This is a genomic window from Pedobacter sp. NEAU-ZC8, assembly GCF_059278965.1.
In genome coordinates, this window is record NZ_JCAJXC010000014.1 from 26,677 (window position 1) to 52,021 (window position 25,345).

General features: G+C 41.3%; 38 protein-coding genes. 3 read left to right on the forward strand and 35 right to left on the reverse strand.

Annotated features, from left to right (window positions below; all coding sequences use genetic code 11):
- Positions 1-21 precede the first annotated feature (21 nt).
- Entirely contained in the window at positions 22-1,131 is a 1,110-nt protein-coding gene (locus tag AC5WJX_RS12160) for a M42 family metallopeptidase (RefSeq protein ID WP_494484736.1), read from the forward strand.
- A gap of 94 nt (positions 1,132-1,225) precedes the next feature.
- A complete protein-coding gene (locus AC5WJX_RS12165; protein WP_494484737.1) occupies positions 1,226-2,125 on the forward strand; it encodes a sugar phosphate nucleotidyltransferase in 900 nt (299 codons plus the stop codon).
- Positions 2,126-2,336: 211 nt separating this feature from the next.
- Here the strand turns inward: AC5WJX_RS12165 and dnaK are convergent, their stop codons facing one another.
- The 33 genes from dnaK to AC5WJX_RS12330 all read right to left on the reverse strand — a co-directional run bounded on the left by dnaK (position 2,337) and on the right by AC5WJX_RS12330 (position 22,065).
- On the reverse strand, positions 2,337-4,247 hold the full coding sequence (gene dnaK, locus AC5WJX_RS12170; protein WP_440428058.1) for a molecular chaperone DnaK: 1,911 nt from the start codon (positions 4,245-4,247) through the stop codon (positions 2,337-2,339).
- Positions 4,248-4,398: 151 nt separating this feature from the next.
- Complete coding sequence (locus tag AC5WJX_RS12175; protein WP_494484738.1) at positions 4,399-5,589, reverse strand: class I SAM-dependent methyltransferase; 1,191 nt, start codon at positions 5,587-5,589, stop codon at positions 4,399-4,401.
- A 78-nt stretch (positions 5,590-5,667) separates the two neighbouring features.
- The gene (gene rplQ / locus AC5WJX_RS12180; RefSeq protein ID WP_494484739.1) at positions 5,668-6,204 is read right to left on the reverse strand and encodes a 50S ribosomal protein L17; all 537 of its coding nucleotides are present in this window, start codon (positions 6,202-6,204) and stop codon (positions 5,668-5,670) included.
- A gap of 73 nt (positions 6,205-6,277) precedes the next feature.
- On the reverse strand, positions 6,278-7,270 hold the full coding sequence (locus tag AC5WJX_RS12185) for a DNA-directed RNA polymerase subunit alpha (protein WP_440428061.1): 993 nt from the start codon (positions 7,268-7,270) through the stop codon (positions 6,278-6,280).
- An 87-nt stretch (positions 7,271-7,357) separates the two neighbouring features.
- Positions 7,358-7,966 carry a 30S ribosomal protein S4 gene (gene rpsD, locus AC5WJX_RS12190; protein ID WP_440428062.1) on the reverse strand — a complete coding sequence of 203 codons (609 nt, stop codon included), beginning with the start codon at positions 7,964-7,966 and terminating at the stop codon, positions 7,358-7,360.
- Positions 7,967-8,030: 64 nt separating this feature from the next.
- Positions 8,031-8,420, reverse strand: coding sequence for a 30S ribosomal protein S11 (rpsK, locus tag AC5WJX_RS12195; protein ID WP_330145807.1), 390 nt, complete (start codon positions 8,418-8,420; stop codon positions 8,031-8,033).
- A gap of 21 nt (positions 8,421-8,441) precedes the next feature.
- A complete protein-coding gene (gene rpsM, locus AC5WJX_RS12200; RefSeq protein ID WP_068403475.1) occupies positions 8,442-8,819 on the reverse strand; it encodes a 30S ribosomal protein S13 in 378 nt (125 codons plus the stop codon).
- A gap of 83 nt (positions 8,820-8,902) precedes the next feature.
- The gene (ykgO, locus tag AC5WJX_RS12205; protein ID WP_082434884.1) at positions 8,903-9,019 is read right to left on the reverse strand and encodes a type B 50S ribosomal protein L36; all 117 of its coding nucleotides are present in this window, start codon (positions 9,017-9,019) and stop codon (positions 8,903-8,905) included.
- 1 nt (position 9,020) lies between these two features.
- Complete coding sequence (gene infA, locus AC5WJX_RS12210; RefSeq protein ID WP_008244555.1) at positions 9,021-9,239, reverse strand: translation initiation factor IF-1; 219 nt, start codon at positions 9,237-9,239, stop codon at positions 9,021-9,023.
- A gap of 67 nt (positions 9,240-9,306) precedes the next feature.
- Entirely contained in the window at positions 9,307-10,095 is a 789-nt protein-coding gene (map, locus tag AC5WJX_RS12215; RefSeq protein WP_440428063.1) for a type I methionyl aminopeptidase, read from the reverse strand.
- Between the two features lie 3 nt (positions 10,096-10,098).
- Positions 10,099-11,433, reverse strand: coding sequence for a preprotein translocase subunit SecY (gene secY / locus AC5WJX_RS12220; protein ID WP_440428064.1), 1,335 nt, complete (start codon positions 11,431-11,433; stop codon positions 10,099-10,101).
- A gap of 3 nt (positions 11,434-11,436) precedes the next feature.
- On the reverse strand, positions 11,437-11,883 hold the full coding sequence (gene rplO, locus AC5WJX_RS12225; protein ID WP_440428065.1) for a 50S ribosomal protein L15: 447 nt from the start codon (positions 11,881-11,883) through the stop codon (positions 11,437-11,439).
- Between the two features lie 113 nt (positions 11,884-11,996).
- Positions 11,997-12,176: a 50S ribosomal protein L30 gene (gene rpmD, locus AC5WJX_RS12230; protein WP_440428066.1), complete on the reverse strand. Its 180-nt coding sequence runs from the start codon at positions 12,174-12,176 to the stop codon at positions 11,997-11,999.
- Between the two features lie 4 nt (positions 12,177-12,180).
- Positions 12,181-12,699, reverse strand: coding sequence for a 30S ribosomal protein S5 (gene rpsE / locus AC5WJX_RS12235; protein ID WP_008244566.1), 519 nt, complete (start codon positions 12,697-12,699; stop codon positions 12,181-12,183).
- 18 nt (positions 12,700-12,717) lie between these two features.
- Positions 12,718-13,071, reverse strand: a complete 354-nt coding sequence (rplR, locus tag AC5WJX_RS12240) for a 50S ribosomal protein L18 (RefSeq protein WP_440428067.1) — start codon at positions 13,069-13,071, stop codon at positions 12,718-12,720.
- Between the two features lie 5 nt (positions 13,072-13,076).
- Positions 13,077-13,634, reverse strand: coding sequence for a 50S ribosomal protein L6 (gene rplF, locus AC5WJX_RS12245; RefSeq protein WP_440428068.1), 558 nt, complete (start codon positions 13,632-13,634; stop codon positions 13,077-13,079).
- A gap of 18 nt (positions 13,635-13,652) precedes the next feature.
- Positions 13,653-14,051, reverse strand: a complete 399-nt coding sequence (gene rpsH, locus AC5WJX_RS12250) for a 30S ribosomal protein S8 (protein WP_440428069.1) — start codon at positions 14,049-14,051, stop codon at positions 13,653-13,655.
- Between the two features lie 131 nt (positions 14,052-14,182).
- Positions 14,183-14,452, reverse strand: a complete 270-nt coding sequence (gene rpsN, locus AC5WJX_RS12255) for a 30S ribosomal protein S14 (protein ID WP_440428070.1) — start codon at positions 14,450-14,452, stop codon at positions 14,183-14,185.
- Entirely contained in the window at positions 14,452-15,021 is a 570-nt protein-coding gene (gene rplE / locus AC5WJX_RS12260; RefSeq protein WP_440428071.1) for a 50S ribosomal protein L5, read from the reverse strand. Before rplE ends, rpsN begins: the two co-directional genes overlap by 1 nt.
- Complete coding sequence (gene rplX / locus AC5WJX_RS12265) at positions 15,021-15,359, reverse strand: 50S ribosomal protein L24 (RefSeq protein WP_229663551.1); 339 nt, start codon at positions 15,357-15,359, stop codon at positions 15,021-15,023. Before rplX ends, rplE begins: the two co-directional genes overlap by 1 nt.
- A 1-nt stretch (position 15,360) precedes the next feature.
- Positions 15,361-15,729 (reverse strand): 50S ribosomal protein L14, encoded by a 369-nt coding sequence (gene rplN, locus AC5WJX_RS12270; protein ID WP_008244575.1) that lies wholly within the window; start codon positions 15,727-15,729, stop codon positions 15,361-15,363.
- 1 nt (position 15,730) lies between these two features.
- Positions 15,731-15,985: a 30S ribosomal protein S17 gene (rpsQ, locus tag AC5WJX_RS12275; protein ID WP_037442595.1), complete on the reverse strand. Its 255-nt coding sequence runs from the start codon at positions 15,983-15,985 to the stop codon at positions 15,731-15,733.
- Positions 15,986-15,998: 13 nt separating this feature from the next.
- Positions 15,999-16,208 (reverse strand): 50S ribosomal protein L29, encoded by a 210-nt coding sequence (gene rpmC / locus AC5WJX_RS12280; protein ID WP_188626197.1) that lies wholly within the window; start codon positions 16,206-16,208, stop codon positions 15,999-16,001.
- A 73-nt stretch (positions 16,209-16,281) separates the two neighbouring features.
- The gene (rplP, locus tag AC5WJX_RS12285; RefSeq protein WP_048907441.1) at positions 16,282-16,704 is read right to left on the reverse strand and encodes a 50S ribosomal protein L16; all 423 of its coding nucleotides are present in this window, start codon (positions 16,702-16,704) and stop codon (positions 16,282-16,284) included.
- Between the two features lie 38 nt (positions 16,705-16,742).
- On the reverse strand, positions 16,743-17,600 hold the full coding sequence (gene rpsC, locus AC5WJX_RS12290) for a 30S ribosomal protein S3 (protein WP_440428072.1): 858 nt from the start codon (positions 17,598-17,600) through the stop codon (positions 16,743-16,745).
- Positions 17,601-17,605: 5 nt separating this feature from the next.
- Positions 17,606-17,968 carry a 50S ribosomal protein L22 gene (rplV, locus tag AC5WJX_RS12295; RefSeq protein ID WP_440428073.1) on the reverse strand — a complete coding sequence of 121 codons (363 nt, stop codon included), beginning with the start codon at positions 17,966-17,968 and terminating at the stop codon, positions 17,606-17,608.
- A 7-nt stretch (positions 17,969-17,975) separates the two neighbouring features.
- The gene (rpsS, locus tag AC5WJX_RS12300) at positions 17,976-18,242 is read right to left on the reverse strand and encodes a 30S ribosomal protein S19 (protein WP_440428074.1); all 267 of its coding nucleotides are present in this window, start codon (positions 18,240-18,242) and stop codon (positions 17,976-17,978) included.
- Positions 18,242-19,066, reverse strand: a complete 825-nt coding sequence (gene rplB / locus AC5WJX_RS12305) for a 50S ribosomal protein L2 (RefSeq protein ID WP_494484740.1) — start codon at positions 19,064-19,066, stop codon at positions 18,242-18,244. The genes rpsS and rplB overlap by 1 nt, the downstream gene beginning before the upstream one ends.
- A 23-nt stretch (positions 19,067-19,089) precedes the next feature.
- Positions 19,090-19,380, reverse strand: coding sequence for a 50S ribosomal protein L23 (gene rplW / locus AC5WJX_RS12310; protein WP_440428076.1), 291 nt, complete (start codon positions 19,378-19,380; stop codon positions 19,090-19,092).
- 1 nt (position 19,381) lies between these two features.
- A complete protein-coding gene (rplD, locus tag AC5WJX_RS12315) occupies positions 19,382-20,011 on the reverse strand; it encodes a 50S ribosomal protein L4 (RefSeq protein WP_494484741.1) in 630 nt (209 codons plus the stop codon).
- A 4-nt stretch (positions 20,012-20,015) separates the two neighbouring features.
- Positions 20,016-20,633, reverse strand: coding sequence for a 50S ribosomal protein L3 (rplC, locus tag AC5WJX_RS12320; RefSeq protein WP_440428078.1), 618 nt, complete (start codon positions 20,631-20,633; stop codon positions 20,016-20,018).
- A gap of 203 nt (positions 20,634-20,836) precedes the next feature.
- Complete coding sequence (locus tag AC5WJX_RS12325; RefSeq protein WP_494484742.1) at positions 20,837-21,235, reverse strand: DUF1634 domain-containing protein; 399 nt, start codon at positions 21,233-21,235, stop codon at positions 20,837-20,839.
- Positions 21,235-22,065, reverse strand: coding sequence for a sulfite exporter TauE/SafE family protein (locus AC5WJX_RS12330; protein WP_494484743.1), 831 nt, complete (start codon positions 22,063-22,065; stop codon positions 21,235-21,237). Before AC5WJX_RS12330 ends, AC5WJX_RS12325 begins: the two co-directional genes overlap by 1 nt.
- A gap of 76 nt (positions 22,066-22,141) precedes the next feature.
- On the opposite strand from AC5WJX_RS12330, the gene AC5WJX_RS12335 reads away from it, so the two are divergent.
- Positions 22,142-22,762, forward strand: coding sequence for a hypothetical protein (locus AC5WJX_RS12335; protein WP_494484744.1), 621 nt, complete (start codon positions 22,142-22,144; stop codon positions 22,760-22,762).
- A gap of 97 nt (positions 22,763-22,859) precedes the next feature.
- Here AC5WJX_RS12335 and rpsJ read toward each other — a convergent pair whose 3' ends face one another.
- On the reverse strand, positions 22,860-23,165 hold the full coding sequence (gene rpsJ / locus AC5WJX_RS12340; protein WP_008244591.1) for a 30S ribosomal protein S10: 306 nt from the start codon (positions 23,163-23,165) through the stop codon (positions 22,860-22,862).
- 61 nt (positions 23,166-23,226) lie between these two features.
- Positions 23,227-25,341: an elongation factor G gene (gene fusA / locus AC5WJX_RS12345; RefSeq protein ID WP_494484745.1), complete on the reverse strand. Its 2,115-nt coding sequence runs from the start codon at positions 25,339-25,341 to the stop codon at positions 23,227-23,229.
- Positions 25,342-25,345 lie beyond the last annotated feature (4 nt).

A 25,345-nucleotide genomic window follows, 5' to 3' on the forward strand; every position in this document is an offset into this window, starting at 1 on the left:
ATAATTAAAACAAGTTTAACCATGTCAGAACAAGAAGAAGAAAAAAAACATGTTCCCGTAGTTACGGAGCAATCTGTACGTTTCTTTGAAACATATATTAACAACCCCTCTCCGACGGGCTTTGAATATCCAGGCCAGAAATTATGGCTGGATTATCTTAAGCCTTACATCCACGATAGCTTCATCGACAACTACGGTACCGCAGTAGGTGTGATCAATCCGGATGCGGAGTTCAAGGTAGTTATCGAAGCACATGCTGACGAGATCTCCTGGTTTGTGAATTACATCACCTCAGACGGCTTAATTTACGTGATCCGTAACGGAGGTTCAGATCATCAGATCGCACCTTCCAAGCGCGTTAATATCCATACGGATAAAGGTTTGGTAAAGGCTGTATTTGGCTGGCCAGCAATTCATACCCGCAATGGCGAAAAAGAAGAAGCACCAGCCTTGAAAAATATCTTTCTGGATTGCGGATGTACCACTAAAGAAGAGGTTGAAGCTTTAGGTATTCATGTGGGCTGTGTGATCACCTACGAAGATGAGTTCATGGTGCTTAACGACCGTTACTACGTTGGTCGTGCACTGGATAACCGTGCAGGTGGTTTTATGATCGCCGAGGTTGCACGCTTGCTACATGAGAACAAGAACGAACTTCCTTTTGGCTTGTATATCGTGAACTCGGTACAGGAAGAGATTGGCCTTCGTGGCGCAGAAATGATTGCACATCGCATAAAGCCAAACGTGGCCATCATCACCGATGTAACGCATGACACTTCTACCCCAATGATCAACAAGATTACTCAGGGCGACCTTGCCTGCGGAAAGGGCCCTGTGGTGTCTTATGCACCTGCCGTACAAACCAACCTGAACAGGCTATTGATTGAAACGGCACAGCAGAATAACATCCCGTTCCAACGCCAGGCTTCTTCAAGGTCTACCGGAACAGACACGGATGCTTTTGCTTACTCCAATGGCGGTGTGCCATCGGCATTGATTTCACTGCCATTGCGCTACATGCATACGACCGTGGAAATGATTCACAAGGAAGATGTGGATAATGTGATCAGCTTGATCTATCACGCGTTACTAAACATTACCAATAACCACGACTTTAAATATTCAAGATAGGCAAACAATTTAGCCTTAATTTATATTATTGTTCAAACGGCATAAACCGTTAAACTTAACAAGAAAAATATTCCATTTGTTTATATAAACTATTATGAAACCTACTTTACTGATTTTAGCTGCCGGGATGGCAAGCCGCTATGGAAGCATGAAACAAATTGATGGATTTGGCCCGAACGGCGAAACCATTATTGACTATTCTATTCATGATGCAATCAAAGCCGGATTTGGCAAGGTTGTATTCATCATCAAAGAGGAATTTGTAGATAACTTCAAATCCATCTTTGAACCTAAGTTAAATGGCAAAATTGAGACTGACTATGTGTTTCAAAACTTCGACATCAAACAGTACGGTGTTGAATTAGAGATCGAACGTGCAAAACCTTGGGGTACTGCTCATGCGGTACTTGCTGCAAGACACGTGGTTAAAGAACCATTTGCGGTGATCAATGCGGATGATTTCTATGGTTTGGATGCCTTCCAAAAGATGAACGACTTCTTAACAAAGGAAGCAAACGGCAGCACATTCTCCATGATCGGCTACGAAATTGGTAAAACTTTATCTGAACACGGATCGGTATCCCGTGGTGTTTGTAAAGTTGATGCCGCTGGTAACCTGGAAGAGATTGTTGAACGTACAAACGTTTACAAAGAGTTTGATGTTATTGTTTACGAAGAAAATGACCACAAACATCCATTAGAGTTCGATACGCGCGTTTCTATGAACTTCTGGGGCTTTACACCAGAAATCTTTAACATCAGCTTAGAACTGTTTAAAGAGTTTGCACACGCTAACAAAGATAACCCTAAAGCGGAGTTCTTTATTCCTTTGGTGGGTGACCATCTGATCAGAACCAATAAAGCAGTGGTTAAGGTGATCCCTACAAGCAGCCAGTGGTTCGGTGTTACCTATAAAGAAGATAAGCCGATTGTACAGGAAAGTATTGACCAACTTGTAAAAGATGGTACATACCCTGAAAACCTTTGGGCATAAAATAAATTACGTAAAATAAATCTGCCATCAAGAAGGCCTCTTAGCGTATGCAAAGAGGCCTTCTTATTTGTTCAGCACTTTAAACGGGCGTTTTCAAGCTTTGATAATCCTTAAGTAGTACTAATCAGCAAGAAGCACTACTTATCAGCAAAGCTTCCTGCATAAAAAAGGCTGCCTTTTGGGCAGCCTTTTCCTTTATATTAGAACAAGATTATTTCTTGTCGTCTTTTACTTCTTCGAAGTCTACATCAGTAACGTTATCTCCGCTTGGAGCTTGCTCACCAGCCTGAGGACCGCCTTGTTGTGGCTGTGATCCATCAGCACCAGCTTTGTACATTTCTTCAGATGCTTCGTTCCATGCAGCTTGTAAAGCAGCTTGTGCAGTATCGATGTCAGCAAAGTTTCTTGAAGCATGAGCTTCTTTCAATTTTGTCAGACCTTCTTCGATTGGAGCTTTCTTTTCCGCAGAGATCTTATCACCGAATTCTTTCAGTTGTTTCTCTGTAGAGAAGATTAAAGCATCAGCAGCATTGATTTTTTCTGCTTCTTCTTTAGCAGCTCTATCTGCGTCAGCGTTTTTCTCCGCTTCTTCTTTCATTCTCTTGATTTCTTCATCAGTTAAACCAGAAGATGCTTCGATACGGATCTTTTGCTCTTTACCAGTAGCTTTATCTTTCGCACTTACATGTAAGATACCGTTTGCATCGATGTCAAAAGCAACTTCGATTTGAGGCACACCACGAGGTGCTGGTGGAATACCGTCTAGAATGAAACGTCCAATTGTACGGTTCTGAGCAGCCATAGGACGCTCACCTTGTAAAATGTGGATTTCAACAGATGGTTGGTTATCAGCAGCTGTAGAGAAAGTCTCTGCTTTTTTAGATGGAATGGTTGTATTAGCTTCAATTAATTTAGTCATTACACCACCCATAGTTTCGATACCTAAAGAAAGTGGGGTAACATCTAATAATAATACATCTTTAACCTCACCGGTTAATACACCACCTTGGATAGCAGCACCAATAGCTACAACCTCGTCAGGGTTTACACCTTTAGAAGGCTCTTTACCAAAGAAAGCTTTAACAGCATCCTGGATGGCAGGGATACGGGTAGAACCACCTACTAAGATAATCTCATCGATATCAGAAGTTTTTAAACCAGCATTTCTCAATGCAGATTTACATGGTTCAATAGTACGGTTAATTAGATCTGAAGCCAATTGCTCGAATTTAGCACGGCTTAAAGTTCTTACCAAGTGTTTAGGACCAGTTGCATCAGCAGTAATGTAAGGCAAGTTGATCTCTGTAGAAGTTGTGCTTGATAACTCGATTTTAGCTTTCTCAGCAGCTTCTTTCAAACGTTGTAAGGCCATTGGATCCTGGTGAAGGTCCATACCATTCTCGTTTTTGAATTCAGCAGCTAACCACTCGATAATGATGTGGTCAAAGTCATCTCCACCCAGGTGTGTATCACCGTCAGTAGATTTTACTTCAAATACACCGTCTCCTAATTCCAATACGGAAACGTCATGCGTACCACCACCACAGTCAAACACGACAATTTTCATGTCTTTGTGTGCTTTATCCAGACCGTAAGCCAAAGCAGCTGCAGTAGGCTCGTTGATGATACGTTTAACAGTTAAACCAGCAATTTCGCCAGCTTCTTTAGTAGCCTGACGTTGTGCATCGTTAAAATATGCAGGAACAGTAATAACTGCTTCTGTAACTTCCTGACCTAAAAAGTCTTCTGCTGTTTTTTTCATTTTCTGCAAGATCATCGCAGAAAGTTCTTGCGGCGTATATTTACGGTCATCAATTTCCACACGTGGTGTGTTGTTGTCACCTTTAACTACGCTATAAGGTACACGACCAGCTTCCTTGCTCACTTCAGCAAAGCTGCTACCCATGAAACGTTTGATAGAAGAGATCGTTTTTGTAGGGTTAGTGATCGCCTGACGTTTAGCCGGCTCACCAACTTTACGCTCACCATTCTCTGCAAATGCAACGATAGATGGTGTTGTACGCTTACCCTCACTGTTGGCTATAACTACAGGCTCGTTACCCTCCATTACGGCTACGCAAGAATTTGTTGTTCCTAAGTCTATACCAATAATTTTTCCCATTTTATTATTATTTTAATGTTTTACTAATTCGATATTTCCCTTTAAACAAGGGTTGTGCCAATTGTAATTTGGCAGTTAATGGCAAAGACTGAGGTAAATAGCGACCGATATTACGCTGCATGACCAGCTGTCAAAATGCCAAATTGACATATTAACCACTAAGCCCGCTGAGTTTTTCCAGATGATGGTAACCTATTCCGAAGAATGCTTTAGTGGACCTGATCTGCTCCAGGATTTCAACTTTACGCGCTTCCGCGATAGGTTTACGCACGCCAATGATCAGCACGTTTTTCGGTGTATGCTGATCAGAAATGAATTGCATGATCCTGGTCTGGTAACCAAAATACTCCATGATCAAAGCGCGGAGACCGTCGGTCACCATCTCAGCCTGTCGTTCCAGGAAAATACCATGCTGGGTAATAAAGTCCAGTGCGTTTGGCTGTTTGCCCTTGACGATCTCCTTCCTGATCTGCTTGTGGCAGCAGGGGGCAGTAACAATCAGCTGGGCACCCGCCTGGATCCCTTTGTAAATGGCATCGTCGGTGGCGGTATCACAGGCATGTAGTGCAATTAACATGTCCACACCTGCGGTGTCATAGGCATCAATGGTGCCTTGTGCAAAGTCCAGGCCCGTAAATCCAGCATTGCTGGCGATCTGATTGCATAAGCCAACCATATCTTCCCTAAACTCTACGCCGGTAACCTGTACGTCTTGCTTAAGGGTATTAACCAGATAATCATAAAGCGCAAAGGTGAGGTACCCTTTCCCGGAACCCATATCAGCCACCTTTTTAATACTTCCTGCCGGAAGCGAAGCAATCAAAGGACTTAATATTTCGATATACTGATTGATCTGCTTGTATTTGTCCTGAGCATTCTTAAACACCGTACCCGAGGCATCGGTTAGCCCAAGATCAACTAGATATTGCTTACCCGTACTCGTAATCTTACGCGCTTTCGTTTTATCATGGGAGAGACTACCCTCGGGCTTGGTCATTGATGGCGCAAGCTGCTTAATGGACCATCCATCACCTTTACGTTGTAAGGACCAGTCGGCAGTAGTGCTAAATAGCGTCGCTGCGCTAAACTCCTCCTGAACATATTTCCCTAACATGACCTCCCCTTCTGGCAGGTCAAAATTCTTGACGATATCCCTGGTCTTATACCGGAAAGTAAAAGAAAGTTTAGGCTGCCGCTTGATTTCAACCAAGCGCAGATAAATATTCTTTAGCTCGGGTTCAGCACCAGTATAATTCGAAAGTGTAACTTTCAGAAAGGAACCAGAAGCCAAGGCTTCTTTTACCTTTTCTAAAAAGACCTCCGGCTGATTAGATGCATTCATATGCAAAAGTTAAAATTGAATTATGAAAAAAGCCCTGCTGAAAAAATCAACAGGGCTTCTTTTATCCTTATGAAAGGCTTATGCTTCTTTAGCTTCTTCACCTTCAGCAGGTGCAGCAGCTTCTTCAACAGGCGCTTCGGTGGTTGCTTCAGTAGCAGTAGTCGCTTCAGCAGCAGGTGCATCAGCTTTTTTGCTTCTGCTTCTACCACGACGGGTAGTTTTCTTCTCTGCAGCGTCAGTATCTTTACCGTATACTTCGTTGTAGTCAACCAATTCGATCAATGCCATCTCCGCATTATCACCTAAACGATTGTTTAATTTGATAATTCTGGTGTAACCACCCGGACGGTTAGCAACCTTAGCAGCTACGTCACGGAACAATTCAGTTACAGTTTCTTTATCTTGTAAGTAGCTAAAAACAATACGACGAGAGTGTGTAGTATCGGTTTTAGATTTAGTAATCATCGGCTCAACGTACATACGCAATGCTTTTGCTTTCGCTAAAGTCGTGGTAATTCTTTTGTGCTTGATTAATGATGAAGCCATGTTAGCCAACATCGCCTTACGATGTGAATCTGTTCTTCCTAAATGGTTAATTTTTTTACCGTGTCTCATTTTTGATTTTATTCAGTGCATACCGTCTCTTTGCGAGGGAATTATGCACGATTAACAATAGTTATATTTGTTATTATTCTTCGTCTAACTTGAATTTAGACAGGTTCATTCCAAAAGATAAGCTCTTAGATTTAACCAGTTCCTGGATTTCAGTCAGGGATTTTTTACCGAAGTTTCTGAACTTTAACATATCAGCAACGTCGTAAGACACTAGATCAGCCAAGGTACGGATGTCAGCTGCTTTTAAGCAGTTTAATGCACGTACAGAAAGATCAAGATCAACCAATTCCGTTTTAAGGATCTTACGCATGTGTAAGATTTCCTCATCAACTTCTTTAGTCTCTTCTTTAGCCTGCGACTCCAATACCAGGTTCTCATCAGAGAACAGCATAAAGTGTTGGATTAAAATCTTCGCAGATTCTTTCAATGCCTCTTCAGGATGAATAGATCCGTCGGTAGAAATCTCAAGGATTAATTTTTCGTAATCTGTTTTTTGTTCAACACGATAGTTTTCAATCGTGTACTTAACATTTTTCATTGGTGTAAAGATCGAGTCAATCGCGATCACACCAACAACAGCATCACTTACTTTATTTTCTTCAGCAGGAACATAACCGCGGCCTTTATTGATGGTTAATTCCACCTCTAAAGTCACTGTTTTTTCCATATTGCAAATCACAAAATCCGGGTTTAAAACCTCAAAGTTGTTTGAGAATTTAGTAATGTCTCCTGCAAGAAACTGATCCTGACCATTTACAATGATGAATACTTTTTCAGAATCACCAGTGTCACCAACTTTCTTAAAACGAACTTGTTTTAAATTCAGGATGATTTCAGTCAAGTCTTCTACAACACCTTTGATGGTAGAAAATTCGTGAGAAACACCAGAAAAACGGATACTTGTAATTGCATAACCTTCCAAGGAAGAAAGTAAAATTCTTCTAAGGGCATTACCAATTGTTACACCGAAACCGGGCTCTAAAGGACGAAATTCAAATATGCCATCGAAATCAGTAGATTTCTGCATGATTACCTTATCGGGTTTCTGAAATGCTAAAATTGCCATTTATAATGTTTTTAGATCGTTTGTTAAAAATTGTAACGCAAAAAAAACTAACCGCCCTTTGGATAAAGGGCAGTTAGAATCAATTCATTACTTAGAGTACAACTCTACTATAAGGTTTTCTTTGATGTTTTCTGGGATCTCATCACGATTTGGATAAGCTAAAAACTTTCCAGACAATTCACTTGCATTCCAGTCTAACCAATTGAATTTATTGATTACTCTTCCAGCAACAGAATTAGTGATGGATTCTAATGTCTTTGATTTCTCACGAACAGCAATTACATCACCGGCTTTCAATTGATAAGAAGGAATGTTTACCACTTCACCGTTCACTGTTACGTGTTTATGGCTAACTAACTGGCGGGCAGCTGAACGGGTTGTAGCAATACCTAATCTATATACGGTATTATCTAAACGAGCTTCTAATAATTGTAATAAGTTGTCACCGGTAATACCCTGACGTGAAGATGCTTTGGTAAACAAGTTACGGAACTGACGCTCCAATACACCGTAAGTGTATTTCACTTTTTGTTTTTCCATTAACTGAACAGCATATTCAGATTGTTTTCCTCTTCTTTTAGAAACGCCATGTTGGCCAGGAGGATAGTTTTTTCTGTCTAAAACTTTATCAGGGCCGAAAATTGGCTCTCTGAATTTACGCGCGATTTTGGACTTTGGTCCTGTATATCTTGCCATTGTGCTTTGTTTTAAAGTATCGTGCAACCTGTAGCTGCAGACTCTTAGCTTTAAAAATTATAAATTAAACTCTTCTTTTCTTAGGTGGACGGCAACCATTGTGTGGAAGCGGGGTGATGTCTTTAATCGAAGTCACTTCGATACCTGCAACTTGTAAAGTTCTGATTGCTGATTCACGACCAGATCCAGGACCTTTTACAAATACTTCAACCTTACGTAAACCTAAATCATATGCTACCTTACCACAGTCTGAAGCCGCTTGACCTGCTGCATATGGGGTGTTCTTTTTAGAACCTTTGAAGCCCATTTTACCTGCAGACGACCATGAAATGGTCTGACCGTTGTTGTTTGTTAGGGTAACAATGATATTGTTAAAAGTCGCATTGATGTGTGCCTGACCAACAGGCTCAATTACAACAATACGCTTTTTAGTTACTTTTTTACTCTTAGCCATAATTATTGTTTGATACTAATTTTATTTAGTAGCTTTTTTCTTGTTAGCAACTGTTTTTCTCTTGCCTTTACGAGTTCTGGAGTTGTTTTTCGTACGTTGTCCACGAACCGGCAAACCTTTTCTATGACGTAAGCCACGGTAGCAACCGATATCCATTAAACGTTTGATGTTCAATTGAACCTCTGAACGTAAAGCACCTTCAACTTTAATTCCGTCGTTGATGATCGTACGAATCGCTGATAACTCTTCATCAGACCAGTCTTGTACTTTTTTGCTAAAATCGATACCTGCTTCCGTTAAAATACGTTGAGCAGTAGATCTACCTACACCGAAGATGTACGTTAGACCAATTTCGCCTCTTTTGTTTCTTGGTAAATCAATACCTGATATCCTTGCCATATTTGTACTAAATGTTTGATTATTTGATTAAATGACAGATTGAATAACCTGTACATCCAATCCAATCACACTTAAATAATTTCTTAACCTTGACGCTGCTTGAACTTAGGGTTCTTTTTGTTGATAACGTAAAGTTTCCCCTTACGACGTATAATTTTGCAATCAGCGCTACGCTTTTTAATTGATGACCTAACTTTCATTTTATTTATATCTATAAGTAATCCTGCCCTTCGATAAGTCGTAAGGCGACATCTCTAATTTAACTTTATCCCCTGGTAATATCTTGATGTAGTGCATCCGCATCTTACCAGAAATGTGAGCGATAATCTCATGCCCATTCTCCAGTTCTACCCGGAACATTGCATTCGATAATGCTTCCCTTATTACTCCGTCTTGTTCAATTGAGGCTTGTTTAGCCATATATTATTGATTTTTACTTAATTAGCTGCTATTAAACAGGGTTGCAAAATTAATTAAAATAATTTAATTATTTATGCTTTTTCTCTAAAACTTCTTCAATCAACGTAAACGTCGACAAAACATCTGCTTTCCCCTTTTTAACCGCGATCGTATGTTCGAAATGTGCAGATGGTTTATTATCCTTACTCGTTACAGTCCAGCCGTCTGACCAAAATTTAACACCCGCTGTGCCGGCATTAATCATAGGCTCGATGGCAATCACCATACCTTCTTCTAACTTAATCCCGCGGCCTCTCTGGCCATAGTTCGGTACCTCTGGTTTTTCATGTAGCTTAACGCCTACCCCATGTCCTACCAATTCCCTTACTACACCAAAACCGTTATCTTCAGCAATCTTTTGAATGGCATATCCCACATCCCCGATCCGGGAACCGGATACTGCTTTCTCCACACCGGCTACCAGGCATGCTTTGGTTACATCAACCAACTTTTGTTTCTCCGCATCAATCTCACCAATGGCGAAAGTGTAAGCGGAGTCCCCGAAATAGTTGTTCTTAATTACACCGCAGTCTACCGAGATCAGATCACCTTCCTGAATAACATAGTCACTCGGAAAGCCATGTACAACCTGTTCATTCGGAGAAATACATAATGAATATGGGAAGCCATTATAGTTCAGGAATGCCGGAACGGCACCCTGATCTTTAATAAAAGTCTCGGCAAGTTTGTTTAAGCTCATGGTCGTGATTCCCGGGCCAATAACTTTGGCCACTTCTGCAAGTGTCTGCGACACCAACATGGAACTCTCCCGGATCAGCTCAATCTCCTCTGCCGATTTATAATAAATTTTTGACATGACTTATATCACGGCATTACTTCCGGTTGCAGCAGGAATCCCTGTGCGGCCGGTCACTCTACCGGTTTTCATCAATCCATCATAATGACGCATCAATAAATAACTTTCAATTTGCTGAAGGGTATCTAATACCACACCAACAAGAATCAAAAGCGAAGTACCACCATAGAAATGCGCAAACTCAGATTTGATACCGAATTTAACCGCAATCGCAGGAAGGATCGCAATGATCGCCAGGAAAATAGAGCCTGGGAAAGTGATCTTAGAAATAACATCATCTATAAAAGATGAAGTTGCAAGTCCTGGTTTAACGCTTGGAATAAACCCGCCGTTCTTCTTCATATCATCAGCCATTTGCGTAGGATTTACGGTGATAGCAGTATAGAAGAAAGTAAAGGCAATGATTAAGAACGCGAAAGTTAAGCAGTACGTAAGTGAAGTATAATCACTGAACTGGATTAACCAGGTGTTTTGCAATGAAGGAAAAAATGAGGTGAGCGTCATCGGAATGAACATCAAGGCCTGAGCAAAGATGATCGGCATAACACCAGCAGCATTAACCTTTAAAGGGATATACTGTCTTACACCACCAAATTGTCTGTTACCAACAATACGTTTTGCATACTGAACAGGCACTTTACGTACACCCTGAACGATCAGGATGGTGAACATCACCACTGCAAATAAAGCAACGATTTCAAGTACAAGTCCGATTAAACCGCCATCACCCACAAACCTGGAGCTGATCTCCTGTTGTAGGGCCATTGGCAAACGTGCGATGATACCAACCATGATGATTAGTGAAACACCATTTCCGATACCTTTATCTGTGATTTTCTCACCAAGCCACATCACGAACAAGGTTCCTGCAGCTAAAACAAACGTAGACAGCACGTAGAATAACGTACGGTCGATCAGAATTGCTTCAACAGGCACCTGCGTTTTGATGTAACCAACTGCCTGAACAGCGGTGATAGCAACAGTCAGATATCTGGTAATTTGGTTAAGCTTATTTCTGCCGCTCTCGCCTTCTTTCTGCATTTTCTGGAAAGAAGGTACAGCAATACCGAGTAACTGAACTACAATAGACGCTGAAATATATGGCATTACACCAAGGGCTAAAATAGATACGCGGGAGAAAGATCCACCGGCAAACATGTCTATCAAACCTAACAGGCCAGATTGTTCATTCGTGTCTAATGCGGTTGCATCGACACCCGGAAGAACCACATGTGATACAAATCTATAGACCAAAAGAATGATGAGCGTAAAAACGATACGCTCTCTCAATTCTTCTATTTTCCAGATATTACTTAAAGTAGTAAACAGCTTCTTCATTAATTACAGTTTTTCAATTGAGCCACCAACAGCTTCAATAGCCTTTTGTGCAGTTGCAGAAAAAGCATGGGCTTTAACTTCTATTTTCGATGTAACCTCGCCACGACCCAATACTTTCACTAGATCATTTTTAGATGCTAAACCATGAGCCTGGAAATCAGCAAATGTGATGGTAGTTAAATTGAATTTTTCAGCAAGCGCCTGGATAACGTCTAAGTTAACGCCAACATATTCTACACGGTTGATCGATTTGAAACCAACTTTAGGAACACGACGTTGTAAAGGCATTTGACCACCTTCAAATCCGATTTTGTTTTTGTGACCTGAACGGGAACCAGCACCTTTATGACCACGGGTAGATGTTCCACCACGACCTGAACCAGTACCACGACCAATTCTTTTGCTGCTTTTGATTGAACCTGATGCAGGTTTTAAATTACTTAAGTTCATTTTTAGAAACTCATTGTGTTGCCCTTCGCTTTCACTAATCAGGGACAACGGTTAAAAAATAGACAGAGGTTGCAAATGTAGAATTATATTCCGCATTTGCAACCGCCATTAAATTAGATTTGCTCGATTGCAACCAGGTGGTTTACTTTACGTACCATGCCGATAATTGCATTGTTCGCTTCAACTTCTACAGACTGGTTCATTTTAGTTAAACCTAATGCCTGCATAGTTCTCTTTTGGCGTTCGCTTCTATCGATAACGCTTTTTATCTGGGTTATTTTAATCCTAGCCATAATGTTATCCGTTAAAAACTTTGTTTAAATCAACACCACGTTGCTGAGCGACAGTATAAGCATCACGCATTTTGGTCAAAGCATCTACTGTTGCTTTTACCACGTTGTGTGGGTTAGATGAACCTTTTGATTTTGCAAGTACGTTGTGTACACCAGCACTCTCCAGTACTGCACGCATCGCACCACCAGCAATAACTCCGGTACCTACTGCAGCTGGTTTGATTAAAACAAAACCACCTGAAAATTTACCGATTTGCTCATGAGGAACGGTTCCGTTCAACAATGGAACTTTTACCAGGTTCTTTTTAGCGTCATCGATACCTTTTGCAATTGCTTCGGTAACCTCTTTCGCTTTACCAAGACCGTAACCTACGATACCGTTCTCATCACCTACCACTACGATAGCGGAAAAGCTGAAGGTACGACCACCTTTGGTCACTTTGGCAACACGTTGTATACTAACTAAACGATCTTTTAACTCGATCTCGCTAGTCTTAACTCTTTTTATATTGATAGTTGACATTCTTCTCTATTTATCAGATTAAAATTCTAAACCAGCTTCACGGGCACCGTCAGCCAATGATTTAACACGACCGTGGTATAAATAGCCATTTCTATCGAAAACAACTTGTTTTACGCCAGCTGCGATAGCTTTCTCTGCGATTGATTTACCTACAGCAATAGATTGCTCCATTTTGGTACCAGTACCAGTAAAATCTTTCGATAAAGAAGATGCTGAAACTAATGTATTTCCGGTTACGTCGTTAATAATTTGAGCATAAATCCCTTTATTGCTTCTGTAAACTGATAAACGTGGACGGCTTTCAGAACCGGTAAGTCTTTTTCTGATTCCTTTTTTTATACGATCTCTACGAGATAATTTTTTTCCTGCCATGATGATTATTTTTTAGAAGCTGATTTACCTGCTTTTCTTCTTAACACTTCGCCTACAAACTTGATACCTTTACCTTTATATGGCTCTGGTGCACGTAATGAGCGGATTTTTGCTGCTACCTGACCAATAAGTTGTTTGTCGATACTCTCTAAAATGATCTTAGGAGTCTGTCCTTTTTCCGAAGATGTTGTTACTTTAATCTCTTCTGGTAACTGGAACACATAGTGGTGAGAGAATCCTAAAACAAGATCCAGGGTATTTCCTGTATTGGTTGCACGGTAACCCACACCAACCAATTCCTGTTGTAGCTTGTATCCTTCTGTAACACCGATAACCATATTATTCAACAATGAACGGTATAAGCCGTGCAATGCTTTGTGTCTCTTTTGCTCAGTCGGACGTAGTACAGTAAGTACATTGTCTTCTAAACTTACAGTGATATCTGAATCAACTGCTTGGGTTAACTGTCCTTTTGGACCTGCAACGGTTACAACGTTATCTTTAGATACGGTAATCGTTACTCCAGCAGGAACATTAATTGGGGCTTTTCCTATTCTTGACATTTTGTTATCCTCCTTTAATTAATAAACGTGACACAAAACTTCGCCACCAATGTTAAGTTTAGCTGCTTCTTTATCTGTCATCACTCCTTTAGAAGTAGACAAGATTGCGATACCTAAACCGTTTAATACTCTTGGCATATTCCCTACGCCAGCATATTGCCTTAAACCTGGTTTGCTAATGCGCATCAACGTGCGGATTGCAGGAACTTTAGTAATCGGGTTGTACTTCAAAGCAATTTTAATGATGCCTTGTGCAGTAGTGTCCTCGAATTTGTAGTTGGCAATGTAACCTTTGTCAAAAAGTACTTTTGTCATTTCCTTTTTAAGGTTCGATGCAGGAATCTCTACAATTCTGTGATTTGCCTTAATGGCATTTCTTACTCTTGTAAGATAATCTGCTATTGGATCTGTATTCATTTTGATATGATTGTGACAGCGGTTTCCTTCCCGATCCATTCGGGACGACCTTCCATCGGTTAATATTCTTTTTAACGCAAATACATTAGAAGTCCTGCATAAGCAGATCTTCTAATGTATACTGGGTATTTCTACCAGCTCGCTTTTCTTACTCCCGGAATCTTACCAGCTAATGCCATTTCGCGGAACGTAACCCTGGAAATACCAAAGGTACGCATGTAACCACGTGGGCGGCCAGTTAATTTACAACGGTTGTGCAAACGAACTGCTGAGGAGTTTTTAGGTAACTTATCAAGTCCTTCGTAATCACCTGCAGCTTTTAATTCTGCACGTTTGTCTGCGTATTTAGCTACCAATCTTTGGCGCTTAACTTCGCGTGCTTTTACACCTTCTCTTGCCATTACTGATTTGTTGGGTTTTGATTTTTAAATGGTAGTCCAAATTGTTTTAAAAGTTCCATTGCTTCAACGTCGTTGGTAGCGGTAGTTACAAACGTAATATCCATACCCAAGATCTTGTTGATCTTGTCGATGTTGATCTCAGGGAAGATGATTTGCTCAGTTACACCTAAAGTGTAATTGCCTTTACCATCAAAGCCTTTATCATTGATACCTTTGAAATCACGGATACGTGGCAAAGCTACGGAAATTAAACGATCTAAAAACTCATACATGTTGTTATCACGTAAAGTTACACGTACACCTACTGGCATACCTTTACGTAATTTAAAGTTTGAGATATCTTTTTTAGATTTCGCACCTACAGCCTGCTGACCAGAAATGGTAGTCATCTCTAAAATAGAGCTGTCCATAATCTTCTTGTCAGTTACAGAGAAACGTCCAACACCCTGGTTGATAGCGATCTTCTCTAATTTAGGAACCTGCATTACGCTCTTGTAATTAAACTTATCTTTAAGATTATTTACAATTTCCTCTTTATATTTACTTTTTAATCTTGGTACGTAAGCCATTATTTGATCTCCTCTCCTGATTTTTTAGCAACCCTAACTAATTTCCCATCAGCGTTTAGCTTTCTGCCAACGCGGGTTGTTTCACCAGATTTTGGATCAACCAACATCACGTTAGAAATGTGAAGAGCAGCTTCTTTTTTAATGATACCACCATTTGGAGTAGCAGCATTTGGTTTTGTATGTTTTGAAACAAGGTTAATGCCTTCTACCAATACTCTGTTTTTATCAGTTTGTACCGCTAGTACATTACCTTGCTGGCCTTTTGAATCGCCGGCTATAACCTTTACTAAATCTCCTTTACGGATCTTTATTTTTGGTGTCGTTACTTTATTTTTCATATTATAATACCTCCGGTGCTAATGATACAATTTTCATGAATTGTTTTTCACGCAGTTCTCTCGCTACCGGGCCGAAAATACGAGTACCGCGCGGCTCATCTTGTGCATTCAATAATACTGCTGCATTGTCGTCGAAACGGATGTAAGAACCATCTTTACGTCTGATCTCTTTCTTTGTTCTTACAACAACTGCTTTAGAAACTGTTCCTTTCTTAATGTTTCCAGAAGGTAATGCGCTTTTCACGGTAACAACGATCTTGTCACCAATAGAAGCATATCGCTTTCCAGTACCACCAAGTACACGGATAACCAATACTTCTTTTGCGCCGCTATTATCGGCTACGTTTAATCTTGATTCCTGTTGTACCATGTTATTTAGCCCTTTCTAAAATTTCCACTAATCTCCAGTTCTTGTTTTTACTCAGCGGACGAGTCTCCATGATCAGTACTGTATCACCAATACCGCAATCGTTTTTCTCGTCATGAGCCATAAATTTGGTAGTTTTCTTTACGAACTTACCATAGATCGGGTGTTTCACTTTACGTTCTACTGCTACCACAACAGATTTATCCATCTTGTTGCTTACCACTAACCCGGTTCTTGTTTTTCTTAATTGTCTTTCCATTTCGACTCTAAAGTTATTTAGTTTCACTAGCAGACACAGCCTTGCGCTTAGTCAGTTCAGTATTTAATTGGGCAATATTCCTTCTTACCTTTGTGATGCGGGAAGGATTTTCGATAGCCGAAATAGTATGCGCAAATTTTAACTTAACTAAGTTTTCTTTTTCTTCTGCAATCCTGGCTACTAGTTCTTCCTGTGAAAGCCCTGTGATTTCTGAGTTCTTCATTTTATTAATTTTAATGTGTTGGGTCTAGAGGTTATAATAACAAGTTACTTACAACATGCAACCCAATACTTTTTTATGCTTCTACGTAATCTCTACGTACTACAAATTTTGTCTGGATTGGTAATTTCTGAGCGGCTAATCTCATGGCTTCTTTGGCAACTTCCAAAGGTACACCTTCTGCTTCAAAAATAATACGTCCGGGTCTAACAACAGCTACCCAGTATTCAGGAGCACCTTTACCTTTACCCATACGTACTTCAGCAGGTTTCTTAGTTACCGGTTTGTCCGGGAAAATTCTAATCCACACCTGGCCTTCACGTTTCATGAAACGAGTTACCGCGATACGGGCTGCCTCTATCTGACGGCTGGTGATCCAGGTCGACTCTAGAGATTTGATCCCGAAAGATCCGAATGATAGTTCAGCTCCACGTGTAGCTAAACCTTTCATTCTGCCTTTTTGCATCTTTCTGAACTTCGTTCTTTTTGGCTGTAACATTTTATCTTAATATTATCGTAAAACGATTTGTTAACTAATTATTTACGAGGACCTCTGTTAGGAGTGTTTCCGCCTCTGTTATCTCTTCCTGCTCCAGGACCACCTTGACCCGGGCCTCTTCCGCCACGATTACCACCACCGCGGTTATCGTTACGTCTTTCGCCACCGCCTCTGTTGTCTCTGTCTCTGCCGCCACCGAATGCGCCTTCAGGTCTGCCACCTTTACCAGGTGCATTGCTGGTCGAACCGATGTTTGGAGAAAGATCACGTTTACCGTAAACTTCACCTTTGCAGATCCAAACTTTAACACCTATTTTACCATAAGTAGTCAAAGCTTCAGCTAGTGCATAGTCAATGTCCGCACGGAAAGTATGCAAAGGAATTCTTCCTTCTTTGTACTGCTCGCTACGTGCCATCTCTGCACCACCTAAACGACCTGAAGTCATGATCTTGATACCTTCAGCGCCCATACGCATCGTTGATGCGATGGTAGATTTCATTGCTCTACGGAAAGAGATCCTTGCCTCTAATTGCTTAGCAACGCCTTCTGCCACTAATTGTGCATCTAACTCAGGACGTTTGATCTCGAAAATGTTGATCTGAATCTCTTTTTTAGTAAGTTGTTTCAGCTCTTCTTTAATCTTGTCAACCTCTTGTCCTGCTTTACCAATTACAATACCCGGACGGGCAGTGTGAATGGTAACAGTGATGCGCTTTAATGTACGCTCGATAACAACTTTCGCCACGCCGCCTTTAGCGATACGTGCAGAAAGGTATTTTCTTATTTTTTCGTCCTCAACTAATTTATCAGCATAGTTGTTGCCACCGAACCAGTTAGAATCCCAACCTTTGATGATTCCTAACCTGTTACCTATTGGATGTGCTTTTTGTCCCATTTCTGTTAATTAGTTTGAGTTTCAACGATTTTACTATCTACTATCAAAGTTACGTGGTTAGAACGCTTGCGAATTCTGAAACCGCGGCCTTGAGGTGCCGGTCTTAAGCGTTTAAGCTGACGGCCACCACCAACCATGATGGTTTTAACATATAGTTGGTTTTCTTCAGGACGAGAACCTTCATTTTTAGTTTCCCAGTTTTTGATAGCGGATAACAAAAGTTTCTCAACTTTTTGTGCTGCTTCTTTATTGGTAAATTTCAAAATATGTAATGCTTTCTCTACACGCTCGCCTCTGATAAGATCTACAACCAAACGCATTTTACGCGGTGAGGTTGGACAATTGTTTAATTTCGCTACTGCTTCCATCTCTTAATTATTTTCTTTTTTCAGAGTGACCCCTAAATGTTCTGGTCGGAGCAAACTCTCCCAGTTTGTGACCAACCATGTTTTCTGTTACGTATACCGGTATAAATTTGTTACCGTTGTGTACTGCAAATGTATGACCCACGAAATCTGGTGAGATCATTGATCTGCGTGACCAAGTTTTGATTACAGTCCTTTTGCCTGTATCATTCATAGAGACTACTTTTCTCTCTACGTTGTGGTCAATATAAGGTCCTTTTTTAATTGAACGAGCCATTATTTTTTCCTTTTCTCTACGATGAAACGATTTGAGTATTTTTTAAGTGTACGGGTCTTGAAGCCTTTGGCATACATACCATTTCTTGAACGAGGCTGACCTCCTGATGAACGACCTTCACCACCACCCATTGGGTGATCGACAGGGTTCATGGCTACCGGACGTGTTCTAGGACGAATACCTAACCAACGTTTGCGGCCTGCCTTACCTAATACTTCATTTGCATGATCAGAGTTGGAAACAGCGCCAATTGTTGCTAAACAGGTAACCAAAATTAATCTGGTCTCTCCTGAAGGCATCTTCAAGGTTGCATATTTACCATCACGTGCAGCTAATTGTGCATAAGCACCTGCACTACGTGCTAACTGTGCTCCACGGCCTGGGTGAATCTCTACGTTGTGCACAATAGATCCCAATGGAATACTGGCCAACTTCAATGTGTTCCCTACCTCTGGAGTAGCTGTTTCTCCCGAAACTACTGTTTGTCCTACTTGCAATCCCTCAGGTGCAATAATGTAACGCTTCTCACCATCTACGTAGTGTAATAATGCAATACGTGCGGTACGGTTCGGATCGTACTCAACAGTAGCTACTGTTGCAGGAATATCAAACTTATCACGTTTGAAGTCAATCAAACGGTAAGATTTCTTGTGACCACCACCTAAATAGCGCATAGTCATCTTTCCTGTGTTATTACGTCCTCCCGATTTTTTAGAAGATACAACCAATGATTTTTCGGGCTTGGTTGCTGTAATCTCCGAAAAGCTGGCACCTACTCTAAAGCGGGTACCCGGAGTAACTGGTTTAAATTTTCTTAAGCCCATAGTTATAAATTATTCAATTCTAATTAAATATTCGAGTAATAATCAATTGTTTCACCGTCTTTCAACGTTACAACTGCTTTCTTGTATTTTGGGCTACGACCCGAAACTAAACCGCCTTTAGTGTTTCTGGACTTTAGTTTTCCGTTAACAACCATGGTATTGATGGCTAAAACGTTAACACCGTACATTTTCTCTATAGCTGCTTTAATCTGCAGTTTGTTTGCTTTGTGTTCTACTTTAAAAGTAAAGCGGTTAGACTTTTCTGTTAATGCAGAAGCTTTTTCGGTTAATATTGGTTTCTTTAATAATTCCATATTACTTGGCAAATGCCTCCTCCAATGTTTTAACAGAATCCGCAGTTAACAAAAGCTTGCCGCAGTTTAATACATCATAAGTATTCAACTGATCAGCAGTAGTAACTTTCACTTTCTGAATGTTTCTGCTTGATAAATAAATATTAGTGTTCTGTGAAGGTAAAACCAGCAAGGTTTTTTCATTAGTCAAGCTTAACGCGTTAACCAAGTTGATGTAGTTTTTAGTCTTGATCGTATCAAAAGTAAAATCTTCCAATACAACAACATTGTTGTCCTGTGCTTTGTAAGACAATGCTGACTTACGAGCAAGAGATTTTAATTTCTTGTTCAATTTAAAACTGTAATCACGTGGCTGAGGACCAAACACACGACCACCACCATTAAATAAAGGTGATTTAATACTACCGGCACGAGCACCACCAGTACCTTTTTGTTTGTATAGCTTACGGGTAGAACCTGCAATCTCATTACGTTGTTTAGACTTGTGCGTTCCCTGGCGCTGATTTGCCAAATATTGCTTTACATCTAAATAAATAGCATGATCAACAGGTGATATGCCAAAAACTGACTCAGGAAGTTGCACTGTGGCACCTGTTTCTTGTCCTGAAATGTTTAATACTTTAACTTCCATCTGCTTACTTATCTAAGATTACGTAAGAACCTTTAGCTCCTGGTACGGAACCACTAACTACAACTAGATTTTGATCAGCATAAACTTTCAAAACTTGTAAGTTCTGAACCTTTACTCTGTCGCCACCCATTCTTCCCGCCATACGCATACCTTTAAATACACGAGCTGGATAAGATGCAGCACCCAATGAACCCGGTGCACGCATTCTGTTGTGCTGACCGTGAGTCTGTCCACCTACACCACCGAAACCATGACGTTTTACAACACCCTGGAAACCTTTACCTTTTGAAGTACCCACTACATCAACAAAATCACCCTCGCTGAAAATAGTAACATCAACCGTATCTCCAAGAGCAACAGCCTCTTCGAATGGATCAAATTCTACTAATTTACGTTTTGGGGTGGTGTTTGCTTTCGCAAAGTGGCCTTTCAGAGGCTGGGTAGTGTTTTTAGCTTTGGCTTCGTCGAAACCTAACTGAACTGAAACGTAACCGTCGTTCTCTACGGTCTTTACCTGTGTTACCACACAAGGCCCAGCTTCGATTACCGTACAAGGAATGTTTCTTCCTTCGGCATCGAAAATGCTGGTCATTCCTACTTTTTTTCCAATAATACCTGACATTTTCTTTTTTAAAGTTTAACACCCATCGAAGCAGTAGGGCTTCGTTCAAGGTGGATATAATTCCCATTTAAGGGAGGGCAAAAATACGAAAGTATTATTAATTTTCAAACAGTTAGCTTATTTATTTTTTAAATAAGTACCATTATTCTCAGGAAGTTGCGTCCGGCGATTAACTAAGTTGCGATTGAAGCACTTAGCCCGGTTTAGCCCGCCAGCTTATTGCTCAAACTGAACAAAATGATGCTCAAAATGATCAGGCCGATGAGCACATAAAGGTAGTCGCGCTCTAAAAGGAAGCTGAAAACAGCAAGAATGACCCTGGAAATTGGTGTAAAGATCAACAGCAGAATGCCCAGCTGAATGATCGCTTTACCATTCATTTCCAACATACCGGTCCAAATACTGGCCAGTGAAAAGAAGCCTGCTTCATCCATCACGAACTCGCTATAGTCGGCTTGTAGCTTTCCATAACCCATTAGATAGATCACGCCACCAATAAACACCACCGTCATCGAGAGCACCACACCTGCCCTAAGCAGATTGCCCATGATCAACTGCATATCGCGGTCCTTCAGCATATGTTTCTTATCCGCTTCCGCCATTATCCTTTTAGCCCGTTATAGATCATTTGTAATGCCAGGAAAGTTACCACTGCTGCAAACAGCATCTTCAACTTTTCCGGTCTGGATTTAATCAGGATCTTGGATCCTGCCCTTGCACCGATCAGCACACCAAGGCAAACCGGCATGGCGATTCCGGGATCAATCTGCCCCCGGTGTAAGTAAACCACCGCACTTGCTGCTGCAGTTACCCCCATCATAAAGTTACTGGTCGTTGTAGAAACCTTAAATGGAATTCTCATGATGTTGTCCATCGCCAGCACCTTCAAGGCACCAGAGCCAATGCCCAGCAATCCCGATGCCACACCCGCAACCGCCATCATCAGAAAACCACCAGCGACGTTGTGCACCGCATAAGGCTGCTCACCGGTTGCTGTTGGATAACTCCCATTCAGCTTAAAGAAGTTCGCCAGTTTCCCCGACGTATCCGTGTCGGAGTGGTCCACCTTCTTCCGCAACATCATCACCGCGGAAAACAACAGGATGCCCCCAAAGATGACTGATATATAGTTTGGATTGATATAGACCGTAATCACGGCACCAAAGATCGCACTGATGGTTGTCGCAATCTCCAGGAACATTCCAATGCGGATATTGGTGATGCCTTCCTTTACGTATGCCGCCGCAGAGCCCGAAGAGGTCGCAATAACCGACACGATAGAGGCACCAATTGCATAGTGTATATCCACCCCCAGCACAAGCGTTAACAGCGGGATAATGATCACCCCACCACCCAGTCCGGTCAGCGATCCGACCAGGCCCGCCAGAAAAGCGCCGAGCAGTATTACAAGGGTGAATAGAAGGATTGACATCGGCGCAAAGATAACATCTGAGCCCCAAACACAATAAAATTAAAATATTAATGTTAAATTAGAACAATCAGACTCTATGAGAAAATTTATACACCTACTAACCGCCGTATTGTTTTTTGCATTAAACACGAACCACGCTGCTGCACAGCAGGCTGCAAAAGACTCGGTCAATGCTGACCCAAGCCTTCGCGGGCAATACCAAAGCATCCTGTCGAAAAGCAAAAATCTAAATGGCTTTAAAGTCGTGAATCCTGTCCGGCTAAGTTCATTCTGGAAAAGTGTGAACGACACCCTGCGTAATGAGCGCCGGCAGCTGCCAGCGCTAAAAAATCAAATTGCCGAACAGCAGAAAGCCATTGCCGACCTCAAAGTACAACTTAGCGGAAAAGAGAACGCATTGAACAGCTCTAATCAAAAGTTGGATGAGATTACCTTTATGGGTATCCCCTTTTCCAAGGGCAGCTACAATACGATGGTCTGGACCATCATCCTGGTGCTTGCACTGGCGCTGATCATCATCATCGTACGCTCTGCGAAGCTGCTGCATGAAGCCAAATACCGGAGCAGCCTTTACGAAGAGATCTCCGCCGAATACCAGAGCTACAAGGTTAAGGCAAATGAAAAAGAGAAAAAGCTGGCGCGTGAACTACAGGATGAGCGCAACAAGCTGGACGAATACAAAAGCCGCGGATATTAAACCAGGCTGGCAGCTAAGCGATAACCACAAAACGATAAAAAGAAAAAGGTCCCGGCAAATGCCAGGACCTTTTTCTTTTATTAAGTATCTATATCAATTAAACTTTGATTTCAACTTCAACACCGCTAGGCAATTCAAGTTTCATTAAAGCGTCAACTGTTTTTGAGTTGGAGCTATAAATATCTAACAAACGTTTGTAAGCGCACAATTGGAATTGCTCTCTTGCTTTTTTGTTCACGTGTGGTGAACGCAAAACAGTAAAGATTTTCTTTTCTGTAGGCAATGGAATTGGACCACTAACTACTGCACCTGTAGGCTTTACAGTCTTAACGATCTTTTCAGCAGATTTATCTACCAAATTGTAATCGTAAGATTTCAATTTAATTCTGATTCTTTGGCTCATGATATATTTAATTAAGGCCGGCTGTTAGAGCTATTAATAACAGTCGGCCGGTTGTTTTTTATTATTCTCCGGATTTAACCTTGCCTTTTGATTTAGCAATTACTTCATCCTGAACGTTTCTAGGAGCTGGTTCGTAGTGATCAAACTCCATGGTAGATGTTGCACGACCTGAAGTGATGGTACGTAACTGCGTTACATAACCGAACATCTCAGAAAGTGGCACAAGCGCTTTGATTACTTGAGAACCGTTACGAGTGTCCATACCTTGCAGCTGGCCACGACGACGGTTTAAGTCACCCATTACATCACCCATGTTTTCTTCTGGAGTTAACACTTCGATTTTCATGATTGGCTCCATCAATACAGGCTTACATTTAGGCAATGCCTCACGGAAAGCAGAACGAGCTGCAATCTCGAAAGATAAAGCATCTGAATCGACTGCGTGGAATGAACCATCGATCAAACGAACTTTCATATCAGGAAGCGGGAAGCCTGCAAGCACACCATTCGACATAGCAGCTGCAAAACCTTTTTCAACGGAAGGGATGAATTCACGAGGAATTGAACCACCAACAATTTCGTTTACGAATTGTAAACCACCTTTTTCGTAATCAGGATCGATTGGAGAAATAACAACCTGGATATCCGCGAACTTACCACGACCACCAGTTTGTTTTTTATACGTCTCACGGTGTTGAGTAGTACCAGTGATTGCTTCTTTGTAAGCAACCTGTGGCGCACCTTGGTTAACCTCTACTTTAAACTCACGTCTTAAGCGGTCAATAAGGATATCTAAGTGAAGCTCACCCATACCAGAGATTACAGTTTGACCAGTTTCCTCGTCAGTTTGTACACGGAAGGTAGGATCTTCTTCAGCCAATTTAGCTAACCCCATACCAAGTTTATCAACGTCAGCCTGAGTTTTAGGCTCAATCGCTAAACCGATAACCGGCTCAGGGAAGTCCATAGATTCCAGGATGATTGGGTTTTTCTCATCGCAAAGGGTATCACCAGTTTTGATGTCTTTGAAACCTACAACCGCAGCAATATCACCAGCACCTACATTAGGGATTGGGTTTTGCTTGTTTGCGTGCATCTGGAAGATACGTGAGATACGCTCTTTGTTTTCAGAACGTGCATTGTACACGTATGAACCAGCCTCTAAGTTACCTGAGTATACACGGATAAAACATAGACGACCTACGAATGGGTCAGTCGCAATTTTAAACGCTAAAGCTGCAAATGGCTCGTTGATGTCTGGTTGACGAGTTACCTCTTCACCAGTGTTCGGGTTAGTACCTTGGATACCTTCAACATCCATTGGCGAAGGCAATAGTTCCATTACCAGATCCAACATGGTTTGAACACCTTTGTTTTTGAAAGATGAACCACAAACCATAGGAACGATTTTAGCATCTAAAGTAGCCGCACGCAAAGCATCAAGAATTTCGCGCTCCGTGATTGAATTAGGATCATCAAAGAATTTCTCCATTAATGACTCATCATAATCAGCAACCGCTTCTAATAAATTCTCTCTCCATTGTGCAACCTCTTCAACCATATCATCAGGAATTGGCACTTCAGTAAAGGTCATACCTTTATCATGCTCGTTCCAAACGATACCACGGTTATTGATCAAATCAACAACACCTTTGAAGCTATCCTCAGCACCGATTGGCAATTGCAAAGGCACAGCGTGGCTACCCAACATTTCTTTTACCTGCTTAACAACTTTTAAGAAGTCAGCACCAGAACGGTCCATTTTGTTAACGAAACCAATACGTGGTACTGCATAGTTGTTTGCTAAACGCCAGTTGGTCTCCGATTGAGGCTCAACACCATCAACAGCGGAGAACAAGAATACCAATCCGTCTAGTACACGTAATGAACGGTTTACCTCTACGGTAAAATCCACGTGTCCCGGGGTATCAATAACGTTTACCTGGTATTTGTTTCCTCTGTAAGGCCAGAATACAGTAGTCGCAGCAGATGTGATGGTTATCCCACGTTCCGCTTCTTGTACCATCCAGTCCATGGTAGATGCACCTTCGTGAACCTCACCAATTTTGTGGTTTACCCCAGCATAATAAAGGATACGCTCCGTTGTTGTGGTTTTACCCGCATCAATGTGAGCCGCAATACCAATATTTCTTGTGTATTTTAAATCTCTTGACATTATA